Raw genomic sequence first — 19,087 nt, 5'->3', positions numbered from 1 at the left:
GGCGTCAGCGCTGGTGCGGGTACGTGTAGTCGGTCGGCGCGTCGAACGTCTCCTTGATCGAGCGGGTCGACGTCCAGCGCATCAGGTTCTGCGCCGAGCCGGCCTTGTCGTTCGTACCGGATGCGCGGGCGCCGCCGAACGGCTGCTGGCCGACGATCGATCCGGTCGGCTTGTCATTGATGTAGAAGTTGCCGGCCGCGAAGCGTAGCCGCTCGTCGGTCGCGACGACCGCCTCGCGGTCCTTGGCCAGTACCGCTCCGGTCAGCGCGTACGGGGCTGCCGACTCCATCTGGTCGAGCATGTCGTCGAAGCGGGCGTCGGGGTAGACGTGCACGGCGAGGATCGGGCCGAAGTACTCGGTCGTGAACATCTCGTCGCCGGCATCGGAACACTCCAGCACCGTCGGGCGTACGAAGTAGCCCTCGGAGTCGTCGTACGTGCCGCCGGCGATCACGCGTACGTTGTTGCGTCGTTTCGCGCGGTCGAGGGCCGCCTTGTGCTTGGCGAATGCGCGGTCGTCGATGACCGCGCCCATGAAGTTGGACAGGTCCGTGACCGGCCCCATGCTGATCGACTCCGTGACGGCGGCGAGGTCCTTCTTCAACTTCGGCCACATGCTGCGCGGCACGTACGCCCGCGACGCCGCCGAGCACTTCTGCCCTTGGTACTCGAACGCTCCGCGTACCATCGCCGTACGAAGAACCTCCGGATCGGCGCTCGGATGGGCGACGATGAAGTCCTTACCGCCGGTCTCACCGACGATGCGCGGGTACGACTTGTAGCCGGCGATGTTCTTGCCGACCTCGCCCCAGAGGTACTGGAACGTCTTCGTCGACCCGGTGAAGTGGATGCCCGCGAGGTTCGGATCCTTCAGCAGCGTCGGTGAGATGCCGGAGCCGTCGCCGGTGAGCAGGTTGATCACTCCAGGGGGCATCCCCGCCTCTTCGAGCAGCCGCATGGTGAAGTGCGCCGCGAGCTGCTGGGTCGGCGACGGCTTCCAGATGACGGTGTTGCCCATCAGCGCCGGAGCAGTCGGGAGGTTGCCGGCGATGGCGGTGAAGTTGAACGGAGTGATCGCGTACACGAAGCCCTCGAGCGGGCGGTGGTCGAGCCGGTTCCACACGCCGGGCGCGTTGGCCAGCGGCTGTTCGTCCATGATCTGTCGTGCGAAGTACGCGTTGAAGCGCCAGAAGTCGATGAGCTCGCATGCGGCGTCGATCTCGGCCTGCTGCACGGTTTTGCCCTGACCCAACATCGTTGCCGCGTTGAGCGTCTGGCGCCAGGGCCCGGCGGCCAGCTCGGCAGCCCGCAAGATGATGGCGACCCTGTCGTCGAACGGCATCGCCCGCCACTGAGGCGCCGCTTCGCGCGCGGCGGCGATCGCACTGCGCGCATCGGCTGCGTTCGCGTTCTTCATCACGCCGAGCACGTGGCGATGCGCGTGCGGCTGCACCGTCTTGATCCGGCGGCCACCGCCCATCGACTCCTCGCCGCCGATCGTGTTCGTCAGCTCGTACTTCTCGGACTGCAGGTCCTCGAGCCGCTTCTCCAGCTCTGCGCGCTCCGGGTTGCCCGGCGCGTACGTGAGGACAGGTTCGTTGACGGGGTGCGGAACTCGCGTGCTTGCATCCATGAGGCCAGCATGGCACTTCGGACAAGGCGCTGCTACACGTACGCACCACGCCAATTTTGCGAATCAAATACATAGTGAAGTATATTCACTATATGCCGGACACTCGCTACGACGAAGCGCTCAACCAGATCCTCGAGCTGACTGTGCTGCTCAACGAGGACATGACCACCGCACTCGCGAAGATCGGACTGACCGGTGCGCGGGTGCAGGTGGTCTGGACCTTGAATCACGCGGGGCCGTCCACCCAGAAGGCGTTGGCGGATGCCCTCGGCGTGAGTGCGCGCAACATCACCGGGCTGGTCGATGCCCTCGCCGAGACCGGGTTCGTGACCCGCGAGCCGCATCCGCGCGACCGCCGCGCATCGCTGGTCACGCTGACCAAGCACGGCGCCGCAATCGCGACCGACCTCGAACGTCAGCAGCACGAGCTGGCGCACCAGCTGTTCGGTGACATGTCCGCGCGACGCTACGACGGCCTGACAAAGGGGCTCGCGGACGTACTCGACCGGCTGCGGACCCTGATCGCGCAGAGCAAGGAGTGATCGCCCATGCGTGCTGCACTGAACCTCGCGTACCGCGCCGTTCGATACGAGCTTCGGCTCTACGCCAGCCTGACGCGGTGGGTGATCCGGCGGCCGAGCGTTCCGCGCGGCCAGACTCCCGTGACGTACGCGCAGGCAGCGACACCGGTGATCGCGCTGTGGATCTTCGCATCCGCGATGGAGATACCGCTGTTCCATGTGCTCGTCCCGTGGCACTCCGTGCGGATCGCAGGCTTGGCTCTCGGTGTTTGGGGTCTGATCTGGATGTTGGGCATGCTCGCCAGCCTGCGCGTACACCCGCATCTGTTCGACGCATCGACACTTCGGGTACGCAACGGCGCGTCGATCGACATCGCCGTGCCATGGCAGGCGATCGAAACGCTGAGCGTACGACGTGCGGGTCTGCCGTCGTCGGCGCGCTCGTTCCAGCCGGAGGAGACCGAGAGTGGCACGCACCTTCGCATCGGGGTCTCCGGCCAGACCAACGTGCACGCACAACTCACCGAGCCGCTCACGGTGCGTACACCCCACGGCCGACAGACGATCGTTGAACTGAGCTTCCTCGTCGACGATCCGCGTGCGTTCGTACGCGAGGCGCAGGACAGGTTGGTCAGCCGAGCTCCGCGATCAGGTCGCTGAGCTCCTGGGTCGCATACCAGCCGAGCTCATCCGCTCCGGCCGGTCCGACGTGGAAGGCAGCAACGCGATCAAGGCGCAGTTCCCTCGTGATCGTGACGACTCCGGGGGTGGTCGCGTCCGTCGACTCGACATCGGCCGCAACCACGATCACCGGGTCGCCCGAACAGTCTTCGGCCGCGGCCATCATCGCCGCGTACTCGAGCTCCTCGGCGTCGGCGTCGGGGTACTCAGCCGCCAGTGCCCGGGTCGCTGCGTACGAAGCGATCGCGGTGATCGCGTCGCCGGCCGCAAGCGAACGCAGGTCCGCGACGCTCGCCGGTACGTACGCGCGAGTCATCAGCGATCGGCCTTGTCTCGTCGGGGTCGAGCTCGCCCGCGGGGCGCTCGGGTGCGGCTCGACGACGCGGAGTCGACCAGCTCGATGAGCGACTCCTCGATGCACTGGGCGAGCACATCCGCATCGGGGATCGCGTCGCGGTCGGTGACGATGCCGTAGTAGACCCCGCCGTCGTACGACGTGACCCCGATCGACAGTGCTCTCTCAGCGCTCAACGGCAACGCGGGGTACGACTCGAGGACGCGTGCACCCGCCATGTACATGGGCTCTTGCGGACCGGGTACGTTCGTCACCGCAAGATGGAACGACCGTTTCGGCTGGGTGTCGGCGACTCGCGAACCCACCGCGTGGAACGTCGTGGGCGCGAAACCGGGAAGCGACGCGAGCTGGTTCGCCGCGACCGCGAGCCCAGTCTCGCGGTGTGCCTTCAGCGCGTACGACACCTGATGAAGACGTACGACGGGGTTGCCCTCGCCGACCGGCAACGACAGCAGCCGCCCTCGTACCGCGCTGCCCAGGGAGGTCGGCGCGTCGTCATCATCGTCATCGCCGACCACTGACATCGGCACCAACGCACGGAACCGAGTGGATGCCGAGACCGGCTCTGCTCGGGTCAGCAGCCATGACCGCAGCCCGCCCGCGATCACACTCAGCACGACGTCGTTGACTGTACCGCCATGGGTGTCCCGAACGGCGCGGTAGTCGTCGAGACGCGTGCGCAGGCTGGCGAATCGGCGCTGCTGGCTCGGTTCGGCCGACAGCACCGGGTGTGGTTCGACGCGATGGTTACCGAGCACCGGAAGCCTCGAGATCACCTTGCCGGCGATCGACGCACCGGCGGCGATGGCCCGGCGGGGATCGGTCACGGTCTCGACAATCGACTCGCCCGCCAGCCGCAACGCGTTCGGTGCCGGCCGCGGGCGCCAGTCATCGGCGGGTACGTCGCGCTCGTACGCGGTCTCCTCCAACAGCACCTGGGCAAGGTCGACGGTCGCCGAACCGTCGACGAGCGCCTGATGCGACTTGATCAGCAACGCCACCTTGTCGTCGCCGACGCCCTCGACGAGGTACGCCTCCCAGAGCGGGCGTTCGAGGTCGAGCGGTCGTGCGATCAGCCTGGCGACCAGCTCGCGCAGCGATGCCATCGTGCCGGGCCTCGGCAGGGCGGAGCGGCGCACGTGGAAACTCAGGTCGAAGTCGTCGTCGGCCCACACCGGTGAGCCGACTCCGCCGGGGAGCCGTACGACGCGCTGGCGGTAGCGCGGCACCAGCGCGATTCGCTCGTTGACCACCGACACCAGCCGGTCGTAGTCGAACCCGCTCTCCCGCGCCTCGAGCACGGCGAGCGTCGCGACATGGCGCGGCGCGGTCGGCGTCTCCTCGGCCAACAGCGTCGCGGCCACCGGGTCAAGGCGATCAGGCATCGGGCTCCTTGCGAGAGGTCGGGCTCTCATCTTGCCACTATGGCGCGACGTTGCCGGGACGCCTCATCACCAGCTCGTCGCAATGATCAGCGTGGGCGCCTTGCACGACGAATCCGTGCCTTCGATACAGCCGCATCGCGGCCTCGTTGGTCGCCATGACGCAGAGTTCCACCGCTCGGGCGTCCTGCCGGCCACTCCACTCGACGACGGCTCCGATCGCCGCATCTGCTACGCCTGTGCCGCGAGCGAACGGTGCGACCCACATCGAATGCAGCCCTACCGTGCCGTCGTCGTCCGGGCCTGCCGCGCTCACCATGCCGGCGTTGTCGGCATCGAGAACGAGGACGAGGTTCAGCGGCCTACCCGCAAGCCGATCACGCCAGTTGGCCTCGGTGTCGCCCTCGCCACTCCAGTAGGCGTACGTCGACCGGAACGCGCCCGGCGCATCGGCAAGCGCCGCGAGTCGCAGCTCGCGCCACACCCGCCAATCGTCGACTCCGAGCACATTGATGGAAATCACGGGTGCAAGTATCGCCCAACCCACCGGCGCTGAGGCGGGACGCGCTCAACGCCGAGAGCGCCGGCCCATGGCGCGTGGACGCACGGCAGCGGTGCCCAACAACTCAGTCGCGAGGTCACCGATCGCCTTGCGCAACGCGGAGTCGCGCCCTTCGCCGAGCGTACGACCGTCGACCCACCCCCGATCGACCGCGATCTGGTCGTTGGGCAAGAAGGCCGACGGGCTCAGACCGGTGAATCGCTCGATCGTGCCGGCGATCTCGTCGCGGCCCCAGCCGAGCGAGTCGCGCATCCGGTTGACGACGAGGTGCAGATCGAGCTCGGGTACGCGGTCGCGCAGCTCGTGGATGCCTCGGGTCAGTCGGGTGAGACCGAGCGGATCGGCGGCGCCGACGGCGACGACGGAGCGGAGCGCTCGAGTGCCCGCAGGGTGACGGCGTTTCGCCGCGGCGCCGTTGTGTCGTACGCGAGCTCCTCGTCGACCTCGAGACAGAACCCGACGTCGACGATCACGACGGGCGCCATCTCGCGGGCCGTCTCGAGAATGCGGTCGAACGAGCCGACCCGCAGTTGCGGCCAGCGATCTGCGCGGCCAATGCCGGTGAGGAGTCGCAGCGTCGGACCCACCTGGCGTACGTGACGCGTCAGATCGGCGAGGTCGAGCGAACCCGTGTCCGCACTGCGTGCCGCCGCGAGCAGGCCACTCACCTCGTCGAGCACGGCGAGCAGCTGCGCGATCGAACCACCGTAGGTGTCGGCGTCGATGAGCAGCGTCGGTGTGCCGCTGTCGGCCGACTCCGCGGCTAGTCCGAGCGCCACCGTGCTGCGCCCGGGCGCGCCGGTCGGCCCCCAGACCGTGACCAGGCGCCCGACGCCGCGCTCGGAACGCTCGAACGCACCCGCGTCGATCGGCTGCACCGTCTCCGGCAGGGCCGTGGCCGCGACCACCAGGTCGTCGATCCGGTCGAGGCCGTCGATGTCGCTGCACGCACCGACACCGATCGCCGCAAACCTCGCGGCCACCGAGTCATCGCCGGTGTCCGCGTAGCCGATCGGCGTCACCCGCGCCTCGGCGAGACGGTGCACGACATCGGTGTCGAGCCCCGGCAGATCGGCGGCCAGCAGCGCGGCGTGCGCACGCCCCGCGGCGGCCGTCGCCACCAGATCGAGTACGTCGACGCAACGGCGTACATGCGATACGTGCGCCGAGCGCTCCAGCGCCTGCACGGCGGCCGACTCCCACGGAGCGCCACCGGCCGCGATCAGTACCGACAGGCTCACGACCGGTCTCCCGCGACCTCGCGTACGAGGGTGACGTCGCCGGCACTGATCGCGCCGAGCGCCTTGCCGAGGCGGTCGGGACTGTCCTCCTCGAGCGCGAGCAACACCCGATAGCCGCTCAGGTCACCGCCCATCGATGCCGGTGAGGCAACCACGGAAGCCACCCGCATACCGTCGAGAACCAGCACCGCCTTGCCTCGTACCGACGAGTCCGGCCCGCGGCTCACCCACACCTCGACGCGATCACCACTCGAGAGATCACTCGGCAGCGAGCCCGGAGCCACGATCAACGGCAGTTGCGCGACCTCGCGTACGTCCGGCGGTGCAGTCGCGGCCGTGCCGAGCAGCTCACCGCCGTGCACGTCACGGGCCCACACACGACCGTCCTCGATCGACTCCTCGGCCGCGACGTACCGCTCGGCGCCGTCGCCGAGGTGTACGTCGACCGCGCGCAGATCCGAGCTTTCGACGGGCGTACCGGCTCGGTGGTCGCCGGAGACCGACCAGACCGCCGAGGTGTCGTCGGCGGCGGCCATCACCCGGGCGCCGAGCACGACCGACCCGCAGACCAGCAGCACTCCGATCAGCAACCGCGGATCGGACCATCGCGGGCGGCGCAATCGGGCGGCTGCGGGTGAGGCCGACTCGGTCGGCGCGGGCGAGGACGACAAGGTCCGGTCCGTTGACATGGAAAGACAGTGTGCACCAAATCCCAGATTCCGCCACCGGTTGTCCACAGGACCCGGTGTACGTGCGCGGTCGCGTCGGCGTCACCTGGCAGACTGTCGGCCATGCCACTCGGATCGGATTCGCCGCGCTTCCTCACGCTGGCCGACGTCGCCGAGATCCTGAACATCTCCGACCGGCAGACGTACGCGCTCGTCCGCCGCGGCGAGCTGCCGGCCATCCGGATCGGCGGCCGCGGGCAGTGGCGGGTCGAGGCCGACGCGCTCGAGCGCTACATCAGCGAGCAGTACACCGCCACGAAGTCCTATATCGACGCGCATCCGTTCGGCGACGGCGACCAGCAGTAGCAAGTCTCAGCGGGGAGCCACCGTCACCGTCGCGATCGCGGCATAGGCGACGGCGACCTCATCCGCACCGGTCGGGCGACCGGCGTCGTACGCCCGCAGCGAGACGTAGTCGAGTCCTACAGTCTGCGCGACACCGCTGACGACCGCTCCGTCGACGCAGGTCACGCGCACCAGACTCCGATCCCGGCTGAGCACCCGCCAGGCATGTGTCCAACCCAGCCGCTCGTGGCGGGCGTCGAGACCGGTTGCCGTTGCGGTGAGCCCGGCCATCGTCACCACGGCCGACGTGGCGACGACCGTTTCGGTCGAGTTGTCGCCGCGCAGCAGCAACCACGCCGGTGTCGCGCGTACGCCCCGGCCCTGGACGAGCCCCGCGCCGCGTACCCGCAGGGTCAGCTGCGCGCCGACGCTGCGCATGAGCCAGGACGTCTGCGCCTGCGCGCTTCTGGTCCGGTCGGCGATGTCGGCGTCGCGGGTCTGCCTGTCCATGGCGTCGTACTCGTACTCGAGTGCCGCGAAGAGCTCATCCCAACGCACGTCGGAACCGTACTCCAAACCCGACGGCTGTGGATGCGTGCTTGACGGTACGACCGCCAGCCGCTAAGAACGTTACTCGCAACTCAATGTAAGCAAACGTCATCAAACGTACGCATTGGGAAGGTACGCATGTCGATGAGACCGCGCCTGCTCCTCGCGATGGCCGCAACCCTGGCACCGGCCGCCATCGCCCTCTCGCTCGGTCAGCGGCTCTCCGTGCGGCCGACGTCCGGGCCACTCGCCTTCGAGAACCTCCTCGTCGATGTCGCCGAGGTGGTCGCGTTCGGCGCCGCCGCCTGGCTGTGCGTCGCAACGGCCCTCGCTGTCGTCGCCGAAGTGCGCGGCGCAGGCTCGCTGGCGGCCCGGCTCTCGCAGAGGATCACGCCGCGTTGCGTCGCCGCGGTCATCGGCCTGGTCGTCGGTGGCGCTGCCGGACTCGCCCCGATCACCGCATCCGCGGCCGACGACGCGACGACCACTCGGCCGGACATCTCCGGTCTGCAGCTACCCGACCGCCCTTCGGTTGCGGCCCGATCCCTTCCGGCCCGCAAACCGGTCGACGGCCGATCCGTCGTGATCGTACGCAGCGGCGACAGCCTGTGGCGGGTCGCGGCAGAGCGGCTGCCGCCCGGAGCCGACGATGCCGCCGTCGCCCGCGCTTGCAAACGGTGGTACGCCGCGAACCGAGCGGCGATCGGGCCCGATCCGGATCTGCTCCTGCCCGGAACCCGGCTCGAACCTCCCACCGATGATCGAGAGAGGAAACCATGACCGTGTCCACACCGACGATCCCGCTGCGAGTCCAACGGCCACCCGCGGCCCCGCGCCCGACTGCACCGCCTGAACTGCCGCGCCTCGTCTCGCCGGGAGCCCCGCAGCCACGGGCAGCGACACATTCGCGGGACCGCCCGCACACGCAGATGGAGGCCCGATCCCGCCGCATCGTGCAGGCCCTCGTCGAGATCATCGACGGCGCCAGGCCGGCGACCCAGCTGATGCGAATGGTGACCGAGTCGGTCTACGACGACCTCGTCGCCCGGCTGGAGTCACTCGGTCGCGCCGCCACGCGTACCGCCCCGGTCGGCCCGCTGTCGACCCGGGTCGCGTCGGTGCACGTCGAGCAGCCGGCGGCCGCATGCGCCGAGATCAGCGCACGGATCGTCCAGGGCGGCCGCTCACGCGCGTTGGCGCTGCGGCTCGACCTGGTCGACGGCCGTTGGCTGTGCTCGGCGATGCGCTGGGGCTAGGGTGTGTCTCCAAACCCTGGCGGAGAATGCTCAGCGGTTCTTCTTACGCGCGTTGCGCTGGGCCTTCTTCTTCTGCTGAGCCTTCTTCTGCTGGGCCTTGCTGGGGCGCTGGGCGCCCTCGTCGGAGGTGTCCTCGACCTTGACTTCGGGCTCGGCATCCCCGTCGGCCGACGGGGCGGAGTACGCCAACCGCTGCTCGCGCTGTGCGGCCAGACCCTTCGCGGAGATCCGCGGACCGGACTCCTCGAGCTCGTCGTCCTCATCGGCCTCGTCGTCGACCTGCACCTCGAGGTTGAACAAGAATCCGACGGACTCCTCCTGGATGCCCTCCATCATGGCCTTGAACAGGTCGAAGCCCTCGCGCTGGTACTCGACCAGCGGATCGCGCTGTGAGTACGCGCGCAGACCGATGCCCTCGCGCAGGTAGTCCATCTCGTACAGGTGCTCGCGCCACTTACGGTCGAGCACGCTCAGGATGACCCGCCGCTCGAGCTCACGCATCACCTCTGCGCCGAGCTCGGCTTCACGCTTCTCGTACGCCGCGAGCGCATCCGCGACGAGCACCTCGGCCAGAACGTCACGAGTCAGACCTGGCCGCCCGCCGTGCTCCTCCTCGAGCGCGCTGATCGTCTGGCTGACCGGGTAGAGGGTTTCGAGAGCCGTCCACAGCTTCTCGAGGTCCCACTCCTCCGGGAAGCCCTCGGTCGCACCGTCGACGTACGCCTCGACGACGCTCTCGATCATCGAGCGGATCCACTCCTGCAGATCCTCGCCCTCGAGGACTCGGCGGCGCTCGGCATAGATGACATCGCGCTGGCGACTCATCACGTCGTCGTACTTCAGGATGTTCTTACGAGTCTCGAAGTTCTGCGACTCGACCTGCGCCTGCGCCGAGGCGATCGCGCCGGTGACGCGTTTGTTCTCGATCGGGACGTCGTCGGGGATCTTCATGGTGGTGAGGACCCAGTCGACGAGGTCGGACTTGAACAACCGCATCAGGTGGTCTTCGAGCGATAGGTAGAACTGCGAAAGACCGGGGTCGCCCTGGCGCCCCGAACGACCGCGCAGCTGGTTGTCGATCCGGCGCGACTCGTGACGCTCGGTGCCGATCACAGCCAGACCGCCGGCGCGGGAAACCTCGTCGTGCTCGGCCTTGACCTGCTGCTCGATCTTCTCGACCATCGCCGGCCACTCCGCCTCGTACTCCTCGGAGTTCTCCTCCGGGTCGAGACCCTTCTTGCGCAGCTCGGCGTCGGCGAGGAACTCGACGTTGCCGCCGAGCATGATGTCGGTGCCGCGCCCGGCCATGTTGGTCGCAACCGTGACCGCGCCCTTGTGGCCGGCCAGTGCGACGATCGCCGCCTCGCGCTCGTGCTGCTTCGCGTTGAGCACCTCGTGCGGGATGCGGCGCCGCTTCAGCAGCTTGGCCAGCACCTCGCTCTTCTCGACGCTCGCCGTGCCGACGAGCACCGGCTGGCCCTTCGCATGGCGCTCCGCGATGTCATCGGCGACCGCGTCGTACTTCGCGTCCTCCGTGCGGTAGACGAGGTCGGCGTTGTCGACGCGGGCGACCGGCTTGTTGGTCGGGATGGGCACCACGCCGAGCTTGTAGATCTTGTCGAACTCCGACGCCTCGGTCATCGCCGTACCGGTCATCCCGGCCAGCTTGTCGTACTGCCGGAAGTAGTTCTGCAAGGTGATCGTGGCGAGGGTTTGGTACTCCTCGCGGATGCGTACGCCCTCCTTGGCCTCGATCGCCTGATGGAGACCCTCGTTGTAGCGGCGACCGTCGAGGATGCGGCCCGTGTGCTCGTCGACGATGAGCACATCGCCGTCGATGACGACGTAGTCCTTGTCGTTCTTGAACAGCTCTTTCGCCTTGATCGCGTTGTTCAGGAAGCTGATCAGGGGCGTGTTGACGGCGTCGTAGAGGTTGTCGATGCCGAGGTGGTCCTCGGTGCGCTCGATCCCGCCCTCGAGGACGGAGACCGTGCGCTTCTTCTCGTCGACCTCGTAGTCGACGTCGACGCGCATCGTGCGGACGAGCTTCGCGAACTCGCCGTACCACTTGACTTCGTCCTGGGTGGGGCCCGAGATGATCAGCGGCGTACGCGCCTCATCGATCAGGATGGAGTCGACCTCATCGACGATCGCGTAGTTGTGCTCGCGCTGGACGCACTCCTCCAGCGCCTGGGCCATGTTGTCGCGCAGGTAGTCGAAGCCGAACTCGTTGTTGGTGCCGTAGGTGATGTCGGCGGCGTACGCGGCGCGGCGCTCGTCCGACGAGAGGCTCGGGACGACGGTGCCGACCGTCAGACCCAGGAACCGGTAGACACGGCCCATCCAGTCGGCGTGGTACTTCGCCAGGTAGTCGTTGACCGTGACCACGTGGACGCCCTTGCCGCTGAGACCGTTGAGGTAGACCGGGAGGGTCGCGACGAGCGTCTTGCCCTCACCGGTCTTCATCTCCGCGATGTTGCCGAGGTGCAGCGCTGCGCCGCCCATGATCTGGACGTCGAAGTGGCGCTGGCCGAGGATGCGGCGCGCGGCCTCGCGTACGGTCGCGAACGCCTCGGGCATGATGTCGTCGAGGGTCTGGCCGTCCTCGAGCCGCTGCTTGAACTCAGGCGTCATCGCCTGCAGCTCTTCGTCGCTCATCGCCTCGAAATCGGGCTCCAGGTCGTTCACCTGGTTGGCGATCGACTGCAGCTGGCGAAGGATCTTGCCCTCGCCCATCCTTAGGATCTTGTCGAGCACTTTCGGCACGGGTGCGGACTCCTGGGTCTGGGCATGGATGTACGACGGATGTCTAACCTGGCCATGGTAGCGAGTAGGTGGGGTCGTACCGAAACGCCGCCCGCGTACGTTCGCGCCCGGCCCGCTGGCGCCGTGACCTCACGAGGCGAATCTGCGGGCGAGCGCGGGGGCCAGGTCGCCCCGCGGCGCGACGACCACATCGGACAGGCCGAGCCATTCGGCCAGCAGGGTGAGCTCGGCGGCCAGCTCCGCGGCGGTGTCGGGCGGAGCGTCGTCCTCCGCGTACGCGCCCTTGACCAGCAGCTCGCCGCTCGCCCGGTCGGCCTTCAGGTCGACCCGGGCGACCAGCGCATCGCCGAGCAGGAACGGCAGCACGTAGTAGCCGTAGACGCGCTTGGGCTCGGGTACGTAGATCTCGATGCGGTAGCGGAAGCCGAAGAGCTCCTCGGTGCGCCGCCGCTCGAAGACCAGCGGGTCGAACGGGCTCACCAGGGCGCGCGCCCGGATGCGCCGCGGCTGGCTCGCCTCCGCGTGCAAGTACGCCGGCCGCGACCAGCCCGCGATGCGAGCAGGTAACAGCTCGCCCGCGTCGACCAGGTCGGCGATCGCCGCGCGGGCAGGCTTGGGCGCGAGACGGAAGTAGTCGCGCAGGCATTGCTCCGTGCCGATGCCGAGTGCCCGCGCGGACTCGTGTACGAGCGTGCGGTGCGCCTCGTGACGGTCCGGCTCGGGCTCGTCGAGGACCTTCGAGGGCAGCACCCGCTCGGGCAGGTCATAGACACGCTCGAAGGCCGCGTTGCGCCGCGCCGAGGTGACCTCGCCCTTGAAGAAGAGGTACTCGAGTGCGGTCTTGACCACCGACCAGTTCCACCCCCAGTCGTCGCGGCTGTGGGTGACGTCGTACTCGATCTCACGCGCGGTGAGGGGCCCGCGCTCGCCCACCTCACTCAGCACCCAGTCGACGATGCCGGGGTGCTCGGCGGCGATGCGCCTCATCGACCCCCACATGCGGGCTCCGTCGCGCATGCGAAACCGCAGCGAGGGGTAGAGCTCGGTGCGAACGAGCGACGCCTCGTGCGCCCAGTACTCGAACATGCGCCGCGGAGCACGCCCGAACATGCGGTGCAGGATCTGCGGGTCGTACGCGCCGATCCGCGAGAACAACGGCATGTAGTGCGCCCGCGTGAGCACGTTGATCGAGTCGATCTGGAACAACCCGAGCCGCTCGCTGACCGCGTTGACGTGACGTACGGTCGCGGTCTCGGGACGCCGGCGCGCGAAGCCGAGCGCACCGAGGGCGATCCGGCGGGCCTGCAGCGGAGTGAAGGTGAGCTCTGACATCGCGTCAGACGCTATCGGTCGCCTCCGACAAGCGGGCCGGGCAGCGGCCCGTCAGACGTCGAGGAGCTTCTGGCGTACGGCGTACATCACGGCCTCGACCCGCGAGTGCAGCTGCAGCTTCTCCAAGATGTTGCGGATGTGGTTCTTGACGGTGTTCTCGCTGATGAACAGCGCGGAGGCGATCTGGCGGTTGTTCAGCCCCCGGGCGACCTCCTTCAGCACCTCCAGCTCGCGTCCGGTCAACCGCGGACCTGGGGGCTCCTCCGGCCGAGGCTGCGCCATCAGCTTGAACTCCTCGAGCAGCTTCGCCGCCATCGCCGGGTTGATCAGCGACTGCCCGTCGGCGACCAGCCGCACGGCGTCGGCGACCTCGTCGATCGAGGCGTCCTTGAGCAGATAGCCCGATGCGCCGGCCTTGACCGAGGCGTACAGATCGGACTCGTCGTCGCTCGAGGTGAGCATGATGATCCGGGTGTCCGGCGCGATCGTGCGCATCGCCGCACACGTCTCCAGGCCGGACACGCCGGGCATGCGTACGTCGAGCAGTGCGACGTCGGGTCGCAGCTCGACGACCATGCCCAGCGCGGTCGGGCCATCGGGTGCGTCGCCGACGATCTCCAGATCGTCCTCCCCCGCGAGCACCATCATCAGCCCGCGCCGGAACAGCTCCTGGTCATCGACCACGAGCACCCGAGTAACACCGGAGGCGGCGCCGTTGGTCGCCTCGGGGTCTGTAGACACCCTCAGATCATGTCATGGGCGGGAGCCAGATGAATGACGCCGTAGTCGTACCCCCGTCGCCGGTAGACGACGCTGGGCTGCGCGCTGTCCTTGTCGATGAACAGGTAGAAGTCGTGCCCCACCATCTCCATCTCGTACAGCGCTTGGTCGAGCGTCATGGGCTGCGCATCGTGGGTCTTCTCGCGTACGACCAGCGGACCGTCGCCGACGACGTCGATCGGACCGGCCTTGCGGACGGCCTCGGCTTCCGCGGTCGCCGCGGCATTGCCGTTGACCGCACCGACCAGGCTCGGCTCGACCAGGTCTCCGCCCGCGGTCGCCTCGGCGACCGAGACCGGGCGCCGGCTGCCGTGATGGATCCGCCGCCGGTCAGCCGCCTTGCGCAGACGCGACTCGAGCTTGTCGACCGCCATGTCGAGGGCGGCCATCTTGTCCTCTGCGCACGCCTCGGCCCGAATCACCGGGCCACGCGAACGAACCGTCATCTCGACGCGTGCCGCACGGTCGTGCAGTCGTGGATTGCGCTCGAGATCGACCATCACCTCGATCCGGCTCAACCGCTGGCGCTGCTCGAACTTCTCGATTCGCGCGAGCTTCTCGTGTACGTGCTCCCGAAAACGTTCACTGACCTCGATATGCCGACCCTTGACCACGATCTCCACGGGGACCTCCTCGAGTGGCTACACGTTCACATGTCCTGAACGGTAACCCGCCGCGGACGGTTTCGGTAGGCCAAGTGAACGAGACGTTGCGCCGACGCACGATGTGCGCCCGGAACGTCTCGGCGTGGCGGCCACAACGGCCGCGCCCACAACCGGCGCACCCGCATCACGCAACGCCTCGGCCGCCGCGGCGAGCGTCGCGCCGGTCGTGACGACATCGTCGACGACGATCACCCGCCGGTCCGGTGGCCAATGCGCTGAGACGCTGCGCAACGCACCGCGAAGGTTCTCGTGGCGTTGGGTGGCGGAGAGACCGGCCTGGTCGGCGACCGCGCGCCGATGACGCAGGGCACGGCGCACGCGCACGTCGTAACCCTGTCTGCGCAGCTGACCGGCGGCGAGCCGAGCGATCAGCAGAACACCGTCGTACCCACGCGCACGCACCGTCGAACGCCGCGATGCCATGGGTACGAGAGCCCAGCACGCCGCCGACTGCTCTGCCGCGAGCGACGCACGGATCGATGCCGCCAGCAATGCGGCGAGCGGGCCCGCAAGGCCGTCTCGGCCACGCTCCTTGTACTGCAGCAGCACCGCGCGTACGACCCCGGCGTACGCCGCCGAACACCACGGCGGGACGGGCGCCGGCTCGAGCAGACCCGGCGGGCAGGGGTCGGGCCAACACCGGCGAGGGCTCGCCCGCAGGGCGCCACGACACGAGGCGCACAACTGCAGACCCGGCAGCTCGCAGCCGGCGCAACGCATGCCGACGACGAGATCTGCCGCGGCAGCTGCGAGCGTACGAAGGTCTCTCACACCCAGTCAGGATGCCTGCACGTACGCGAAGGTGTCGCGGTGTCGAACGAACCTGTGGACGACTGTCGATCAGCCCGCGTAGTGCGGCGTCCACATCTTTTCGTCGCTGATCTCCGCCCAGCGTTGCGTGCTGTCGAGCTTCCACACGCCGCCGTCGTCGTCCGTGACATAGATCGGGTCGCTGATGCGCCCGGAGGCGGCAACCGACACCGCTCCGACGTCGGGCAGCGGTGCCTGGCCGACGGTCAGCCCACCCGTGATGCTCGAGCCGTCGATCGCGACGACGTACGGCTGGCCGTGCACTGAGCCCCGGTCGGCGAGCAGCACCAGATGTGTCGCGTCGCGCCAGGCGAGCGAACGGATGTTCCGGAGGCTACTGCTGTCCAGGCGTACGCGCCGGACGTTCTCGACCGAGACGGGTGCGTTGTCCTTGCTCGTCCGGCGGATGAACCCGACGTACACCTCTGTGGCACGTCCGTCCTTCGAACCGGGCGGTGCGGCGATCGCGGCGAACCGTGCGCCGTCGGGTGAGATCGAGGTGCTGAGCACGCGTTTGCCGTCGAGCGCGCCGATCGGGATCGAGCGGAGCTTGGACCCGCGTCTCCAGGACGCGACGCTCGTCGACTCCTGGCGTGCATCGACCAGCCAGAGCCAGCCGAGGGGGTCCCAGTGCGGCGCGAGCAGGTGGTTGCCGACCAGTACGGTCCGGCGCTCGGTCGCGTTGATCGCCAGCGAGCCTTCGGAGGCCGTCGTACGCCCGTCGTCGATGACGGCGATCCGATCCTCCGAGGCGTTGACGGCGAAGTCGTCGATGTCGCCCCGTTTGCCCTCCCACGGTCCGGCGAACTCGTGCACCTCGTCGTCCTGGATCACCACCAAACGCCCATCACGCATCGCGAACAGGTCGCTCGGCTCCGATGAGACCGACGGGTCGTAGCGGCTCCAGGCGTTGCTCGCCTGCACCTCCCCGACGCCGGGCACGTCGTACGGCACGTCGTCGACGAGCAGACGCACGCCCTCGACGCTCGGCACCTGCCGCAGCGTCAGCACGATCTGCGCCGACATCAGTTGCCTGGCGTCGGAGTCCAGATCGTCGAGGTCACCGGTGAGACGTACCTCGGCGATCCCCGCATCGCTGACGCGGACCGAAACCTCCAGATCGGTGCCCTCGGGGAGGAACGTGGTCGCGGTGGCGCCGAGCCCGTCGGACGGGCCCGCGAGCAGTCCGGTCATCGCACTCGTGGCCAGCTGGTCGCCCTCGGGCAAGAAGACGGGCTCAGGTACGACCGCCCGATGGGAGTCGGCGACGAAGTACAAGGAGATCGGCAGGTAGTTCGTCTCGAACTGGCTCTGGGTCAGCAGATAGGAGTTCGGCGGGTTGGAGATCCGCCACTGCCCGTGCTCCTTCTTGAACTTCAGGTCGATGGTGCGGTCGGTGCCGAACGCCGGCTCGAACGCACCGCGTTGGCCCAGGGTGGCGTACGTGTCGAGTACGAGCTCGATCCGGTCGCCGGACTTCGAGCGCTGGGTCTCGGAGTCGTAGACGACGGTCTCGCGGTTGGGGTCCCATTCGGAGGCTGCCTTGTCGGTGAGGAATTTGCGGGCGATCTCGCTCGTCACCGGTTGTGCCTTCATCGCGATCAGGAACTGATCGACGAGCTCGGCGGGACGTGCGCCCGGCTGCGGACCCGCCGGCGTGAACTCCGCGTCGACCTGTTTGTCGGTCGTCGAGTCCGCGGTGTGTACGACGCCGTGATCCGGAATCGAGGCACACCCGGTCATCGCCAGCGCTGCAACGGCAAGCAGCACGGCTACTGCTGAGGGGCGCGTACGCATCACTCGTCGACCCCCACCTGCGTCATACGCCTGGCGACCACCCTGCCGGCGTCGCGGGGCACGAGCGGAAGCGGCGACCGTTCGACGGTCTCGCCGGCATGCGTGGGCAGAGTCAGCCGGAACTGCGCACCCTTGTCCGGCTCGCCCCAGGCCTGCAGCCAGCCACCGTGCAGGGTGGCGTCCTCGAGCGAGATCGCCAACCCGAGCCCCGTACCGCCGCTGGTGCGTACGCGCGACGGATCGGCGCGCCAGAAGCGGTTGAACACCAGCTGCGCCTCTCCGGGCCGCAGGCCGATGCCGTAGTCGCGTACGGCGATCGCCGCACTCGTGTCGGTGCCCGCGACCAGCAGGTCGACCCGCTCGGAGCGGCTGTAGTTGATCGCGTTGGCGACCAGGTTGCGTACGACTCGCTCGATCCGCCGCACATCGGCCTCGACCTCGACCGGACGGGACTCCGCGCGTACCGTCAGGGTGACGCCGTGGCGCTCGGCGAACCCGCGATAGAAGTCGCTGACCCGGTCGGCGACCTCGGCGAGGTCGACTCGCTCGACCTCCAGTCGCGCGGCACCGGCGTCGAACCTGCTGATCTCCAGTAGATCGCCGAGCAATGCCTCGAAGCGATCGAGCTCGGCCTGCAGCAGCTCCGCCGACCGCGCGGTCATCGGGTCGAAGGTCTGCCGGGCGTCGTGCAGCACGTCGGCGGCCATCCGAACGGTCGTGAGCGGTGTACGCAGCTCGTGGGAGACATCCGAGACGAACCGGTGCTGCACCCGGGAAAGCTCCTCCAGCTGACGGATCTGCTTCTGCAGGCTGCTCGCCATCTGGTTGAACGACATGCCGAGTCGAGCGATGTCGTCCTCGCCGCGTACGTGCATGCGCTCCTCGAGGCGACCGGCCGCGAGCCGCTCGGCGATCCGCCGCGCGAGGCGTACGGGAGTGACGACCTGGCGGGTGACGATCCATGCGACGCCCGCGACGAGCACCGTCAACGCGATCCCGGCGTAGATCATCGCCGATGCGATCTGGTGGAGGGTGTTCTGCTGCTCCTCCATCGAGAACAGGTAGTACAGCGCGTACCGGTTGCCATCGCCCGGCATCTGCACGACTCGTCCCACGGCGATGGCCGGTACGCCTTCCGGGCTGCCCTCCATGGACAGCTCGGTGTACGTCCAGTGGATCTGCGGTGCCTCGTCGCTGCTGGCGCTCGGGGTCTCTGCGTCGACGTCGGACTTCAGCGCTGTGGGAATGCTGGAGGGTTCGAGCTCGGGTAATGAGCGCATACCGGTCGTACCGCTGCTGCCGGCCGCGGACAGCGGGCCCTCGAGAACCACCTCGTACGCCCGCGCCGAGCCGCCCTGGGTCACCAGCACGTCGTACACATCGCCGAGCATCTGGGACTCGTCGAACGCACCCTGGGTGGGGCTCGCGCTGAGGTTCTCCTGCGCGGTCGAGAAACCCTCCTCGGCCACCGACAGCGCGGCGTCACGGCGGTTGTCGACCAGACCCTCCGCGACCTGGCGGATCAGCACCCAACCGACCAGACCGATCACGATCACGCACAAGGCGAGGGTGCTGATCACGACCCGGGCTTGGACCGAGCGCCGCCACAGACGTACCCCGAGGACGAACGGGCGGGCGAGCAGGCCGAGCACGCGGCGCACGATCGCCAGCACCCGTGCACCCATCCGGGTGCCCGGCGCCTGCTCCTGCGTACGCTCGCCGCTCATCGCCTCCGGCCGCGCCG

General features: G+C 68.5%; 20 protein-coding genes. 5 read left to right on the top strand and 15 right to left on the bottom strand.

What is annotated here, in order from left to right; genetic code table 11:
- Positions 1-4: 4 nt before the first annotated feature.
- Positions 5-1,633 carry an L-glutamate gamma-semialdehyde dehydrogenase gene (gene pruA, locus MU582_05955; GenBank protein UPK76182.1) on the bottom strand — a complete coding sequence of 543 codons (1,629 nt, stop codon included), beginning with the start codon at positions 1,631-1,633 and terminating at the stop codon, positions 5-7.
- A 92-nt stretch (positions 1,634-1,725) separates the two neighbouring features.
- Between pruA and MU582_05950 the strand changes: the two genes are divergently transcribed.
- Both MU582_05950 and MU582_05945 read left to right on the top strand, forming a co-directional pair.
- Positions 1,726-2,175 carry a MarR family transcriptional regulator gene (locus MU582_05950; GenBank protein ID UPK76181.1) on the top strand — a complete coding sequence of 150 codons (450 nt, stop codon included), beginning with the start codon at positions 1,726-1,728 and terminating at the stop codon, positions 2,173-2,175.
- A gap of 6 nt (positions 2,176-2,181) precedes the next feature.
- Positions 2,182-2,814 (top strand): hypothetical protein, encoded by a 633-nt coding sequence (locus MU582_05945; GenBank protein UPK76180.1) that lies wholly within the window; start codon positions 2,182-2,184, stop codon positions 2,812-2,814.
- Here MU582_05945 and MU582_05940 read toward each other — a convergent pair.
- The 6 genes from MU582_05940 to MU582_05915 all read right to left on the bottom strand — a co-directional run bounded on the left by MU582_05940 (position 2,786) and on the right by MU582_05915 (position 7,064).
- On the bottom strand, positions 2,786-3,151 hold the full coding sequence (locus tag MU582_05940) for a hypothetical protein (protein UPK76179.1): 366 nt from the start codon (positions 3,149-3,151) through the stop codon (positions 2,786-2,788). The genes MU582_05945 and MU582_05940 overlap by 29 nt on opposite strands.
- Complete coding sequence (locus MU582_05935) at positions 3,151-4,575, bottom strand: wax ester/triacylglycerol synthase family O-acyltransferase (GenBank protein UPK76178.1); 1,425 nt, start codon at positions 4,573-4,575, stop codon at positions 3,151-3,153. Before MU582_05935 ends, MU582_05940 begins: the two co-directional genes overlap by 1 nt.
- 37 nt (positions 4,576-4,612) lie before the next feature.
- Complete coding sequence (locus tag MU582_05930) at positions 4,613-5,095, bottom strand: GNAT family N-acetyltransferase (GenBank protein ID UPK76177.1); 483 nt, start codon at positions 5,093-5,095, stop codon at positions 4,613-4,615.
- A gap of 45 nt (positions 5,096-5,140) precedes the next feature.
- Positions 5,141-5,386 (bottom strand): hypothetical protein, encoded by a 246-nt coding sequence (locus MU582_05925; GenBank protein UPK76176.1) that lies wholly within the window; start codon positions 5,384-5,386, stop codon positions 5,141-5,143.
- 65 nt (positions 5,387-5,451) lie between these two features.
- Positions 5,452-6,375: a hypothetical protein gene (locus MU582_05920; protein UPK76175.1), complete on the bottom strand. Its 924-nt coding sequence runs from the start codon at positions 6,373-6,375 to the stop codon at positions 5,452-5,454.
- Complete coding sequence (locus MU582_05915) at positions 6,372-7,064, bottom strand: hypothetical protein (GenBank protein UPK76174.1); 693 nt, start codon at positions 7,062-7,064, stop codon at positions 6,372-6,374. Before MU582_05915 ends, MU582_05920 begins: the two co-directional genes overlap by 4 nt.
- Before the next feature lie 102 nt (positions 7,065-7,166).
- Here MU582_05915 and MU582_05910 point away from each other — a divergent pair, with 102 nt between their 5' ends.
- Positions 7,167-7,409: a helix-turn-helix domain-containing protein gene (locus MU582_05910; GenBank protein ID UPK76173.1), complete on the top strand. Its 243-nt coding sequence runs from the start codon at positions 7,167-7,169 to the stop codon at positions 7,407-7,409.
- Between the two features lie 6 nt (positions 7,410-7,415).
- Here MU582_05910 and MU582_05905 read toward each other — a convergent pair whose 3' ends face one another.
- The gene (locus MU582_05905) at positions 7,416-7,946 is read right to left on the bottom strand and encodes a hypothetical protein (protein UPK76172.1); all 531 of its coding nucleotides are present in this window, start codon (positions 7,944-7,946) and stop codon (positions 7,416-7,418) included.
- A gap of 129 nt (positions 7,947-8,075) precedes the next feature.
- Here MU582_05905 and MU582_05900 point away from each other — a divergent pair, with 129 nt between their 5' ends.
- Both MU582_05900 and MU582_05895 read left to right on the top strand, forming a co-directional pair.
- Complete coding sequence (locus tag MU582_05900) at positions 8,076-8,717, top strand: hypothetical protein (protein ID UPK76171.1); 642 nt, start codon at positions 8,076-8,078, stop codon at positions 8,715-8,717.
- Positions 8,714-9,193, top strand: a complete 480-nt coding sequence (locus MU582_05895) for an Rv3235 family protein (protein ID UPK76170.1) — start codon at positions 8,714-8,716, stop codon at positions 9,191-9,193. The genes MU582_05900 and MU582_05895 overlap by 4 nt, the downstream gene beginning before the upstream one ends.
- Positions 9,194-9,223: 30 nt before the next feature.
- Here MU582_05895 and secA read toward each other — a convergent pair whose 3' ends face one another.
- From secA to mtrB, 7 genes are all read right to left on the bottom strand, one after another.
- Positions 9,224-11,929, bottom strand: a complete 2,706-nt coding sequence (gene secA, locus MU582_05890) for a preprotein translocase subunit SecA (GenBank protein UPK77119.1) — start codon at positions 11,927-11,929, stop codon at positions 9,224-9,226.
- 159 nt (positions 11,930-12,088) lie between these two features.
- Positions 12,089-13,291, bottom strand: a complete 1,203-nt coding sequence (locus tag MU582_05885; protein ID UPK76169.1) for a winged helix DNA-binding domain-containing protein — start codon at positions 13,289-13,291, stop codon at positions 12,089-12,091.
- Between the two features lie 51 nt (positions 13,292-13,342).
- Positions 13,343-14,032, bottom strand: a complete 690-nt coding sequence (locus tag MU582_05880) for a response regulator transcription factor (protein UPK76168.1) — start codon at positions 14,030-14,032, stop codon at positions 13,343-13,345.
- A 2-nt stretch (positions 14,033-14,034) separates the two neighbouring features.
- Positions 14,035-14,694 (bottom strand): ribosome-associated translation inhibitor RaiA, encoded by a 660-nt coding sequence (gene raiA / locus MU582_05875; GenBank protein ID UPK76167.1) that lies wholly within the window; start codon positions 14,692-14,694, stop codon positions 14,035-14,037.
- An 18-nt stretch (positions 14,695-14,712) separates the two neighbouring features.
- A complete protein-coding gene (locus tag MU582_05870; GenBank protein ID UPK76166.1) occupies positions 14,713-15,507 on the bottom strand; it encodes a ComF family protein in 795 nt (264 codons plus the stop codon).
- A 69-nt stretch (positions 15,508-15,576) separates the two neighbouring features.
- Positions 15,577-17,343: an LpqB family beta-propeller domain-containing protein gene (locus MU582_05865; protein ID UPK76165.1), complete on the bottom strand. Its 1,767-nt coding sequence runs from the start codon at positions 17,341-17,343 to the stop codon at positions 15,577-15,579.
- Entirely contained in the window at positions 17,343-19,070 is a 1,728-nt protein-coding gene (mtrB, locus tag MU582_05860) for an MtrAB system histidine kinase MtrB (protein UPK76164.1), read from the bottom strand. Before mtrB ends, MU582_05865 begins: the two co-directional genes overlap by 1 nt.
- Positions 19,071-19,087 lie beyond the last annotated feature (17 nt).

The organism is Nocardioidaceae bacterium SCSIO 66511, from assembly GCA_023100825.1.
Classification (GTDB): domain Bacteria; phylum Actinomycetota; class Actinomycetes; order Propionibacteriales; family Nocardioidaceae; genus Solicola.
Note: the sequence above shows the minus strand (reverse complement) of the source record. Positions and strands in the feature narration are given on the sequence as shown.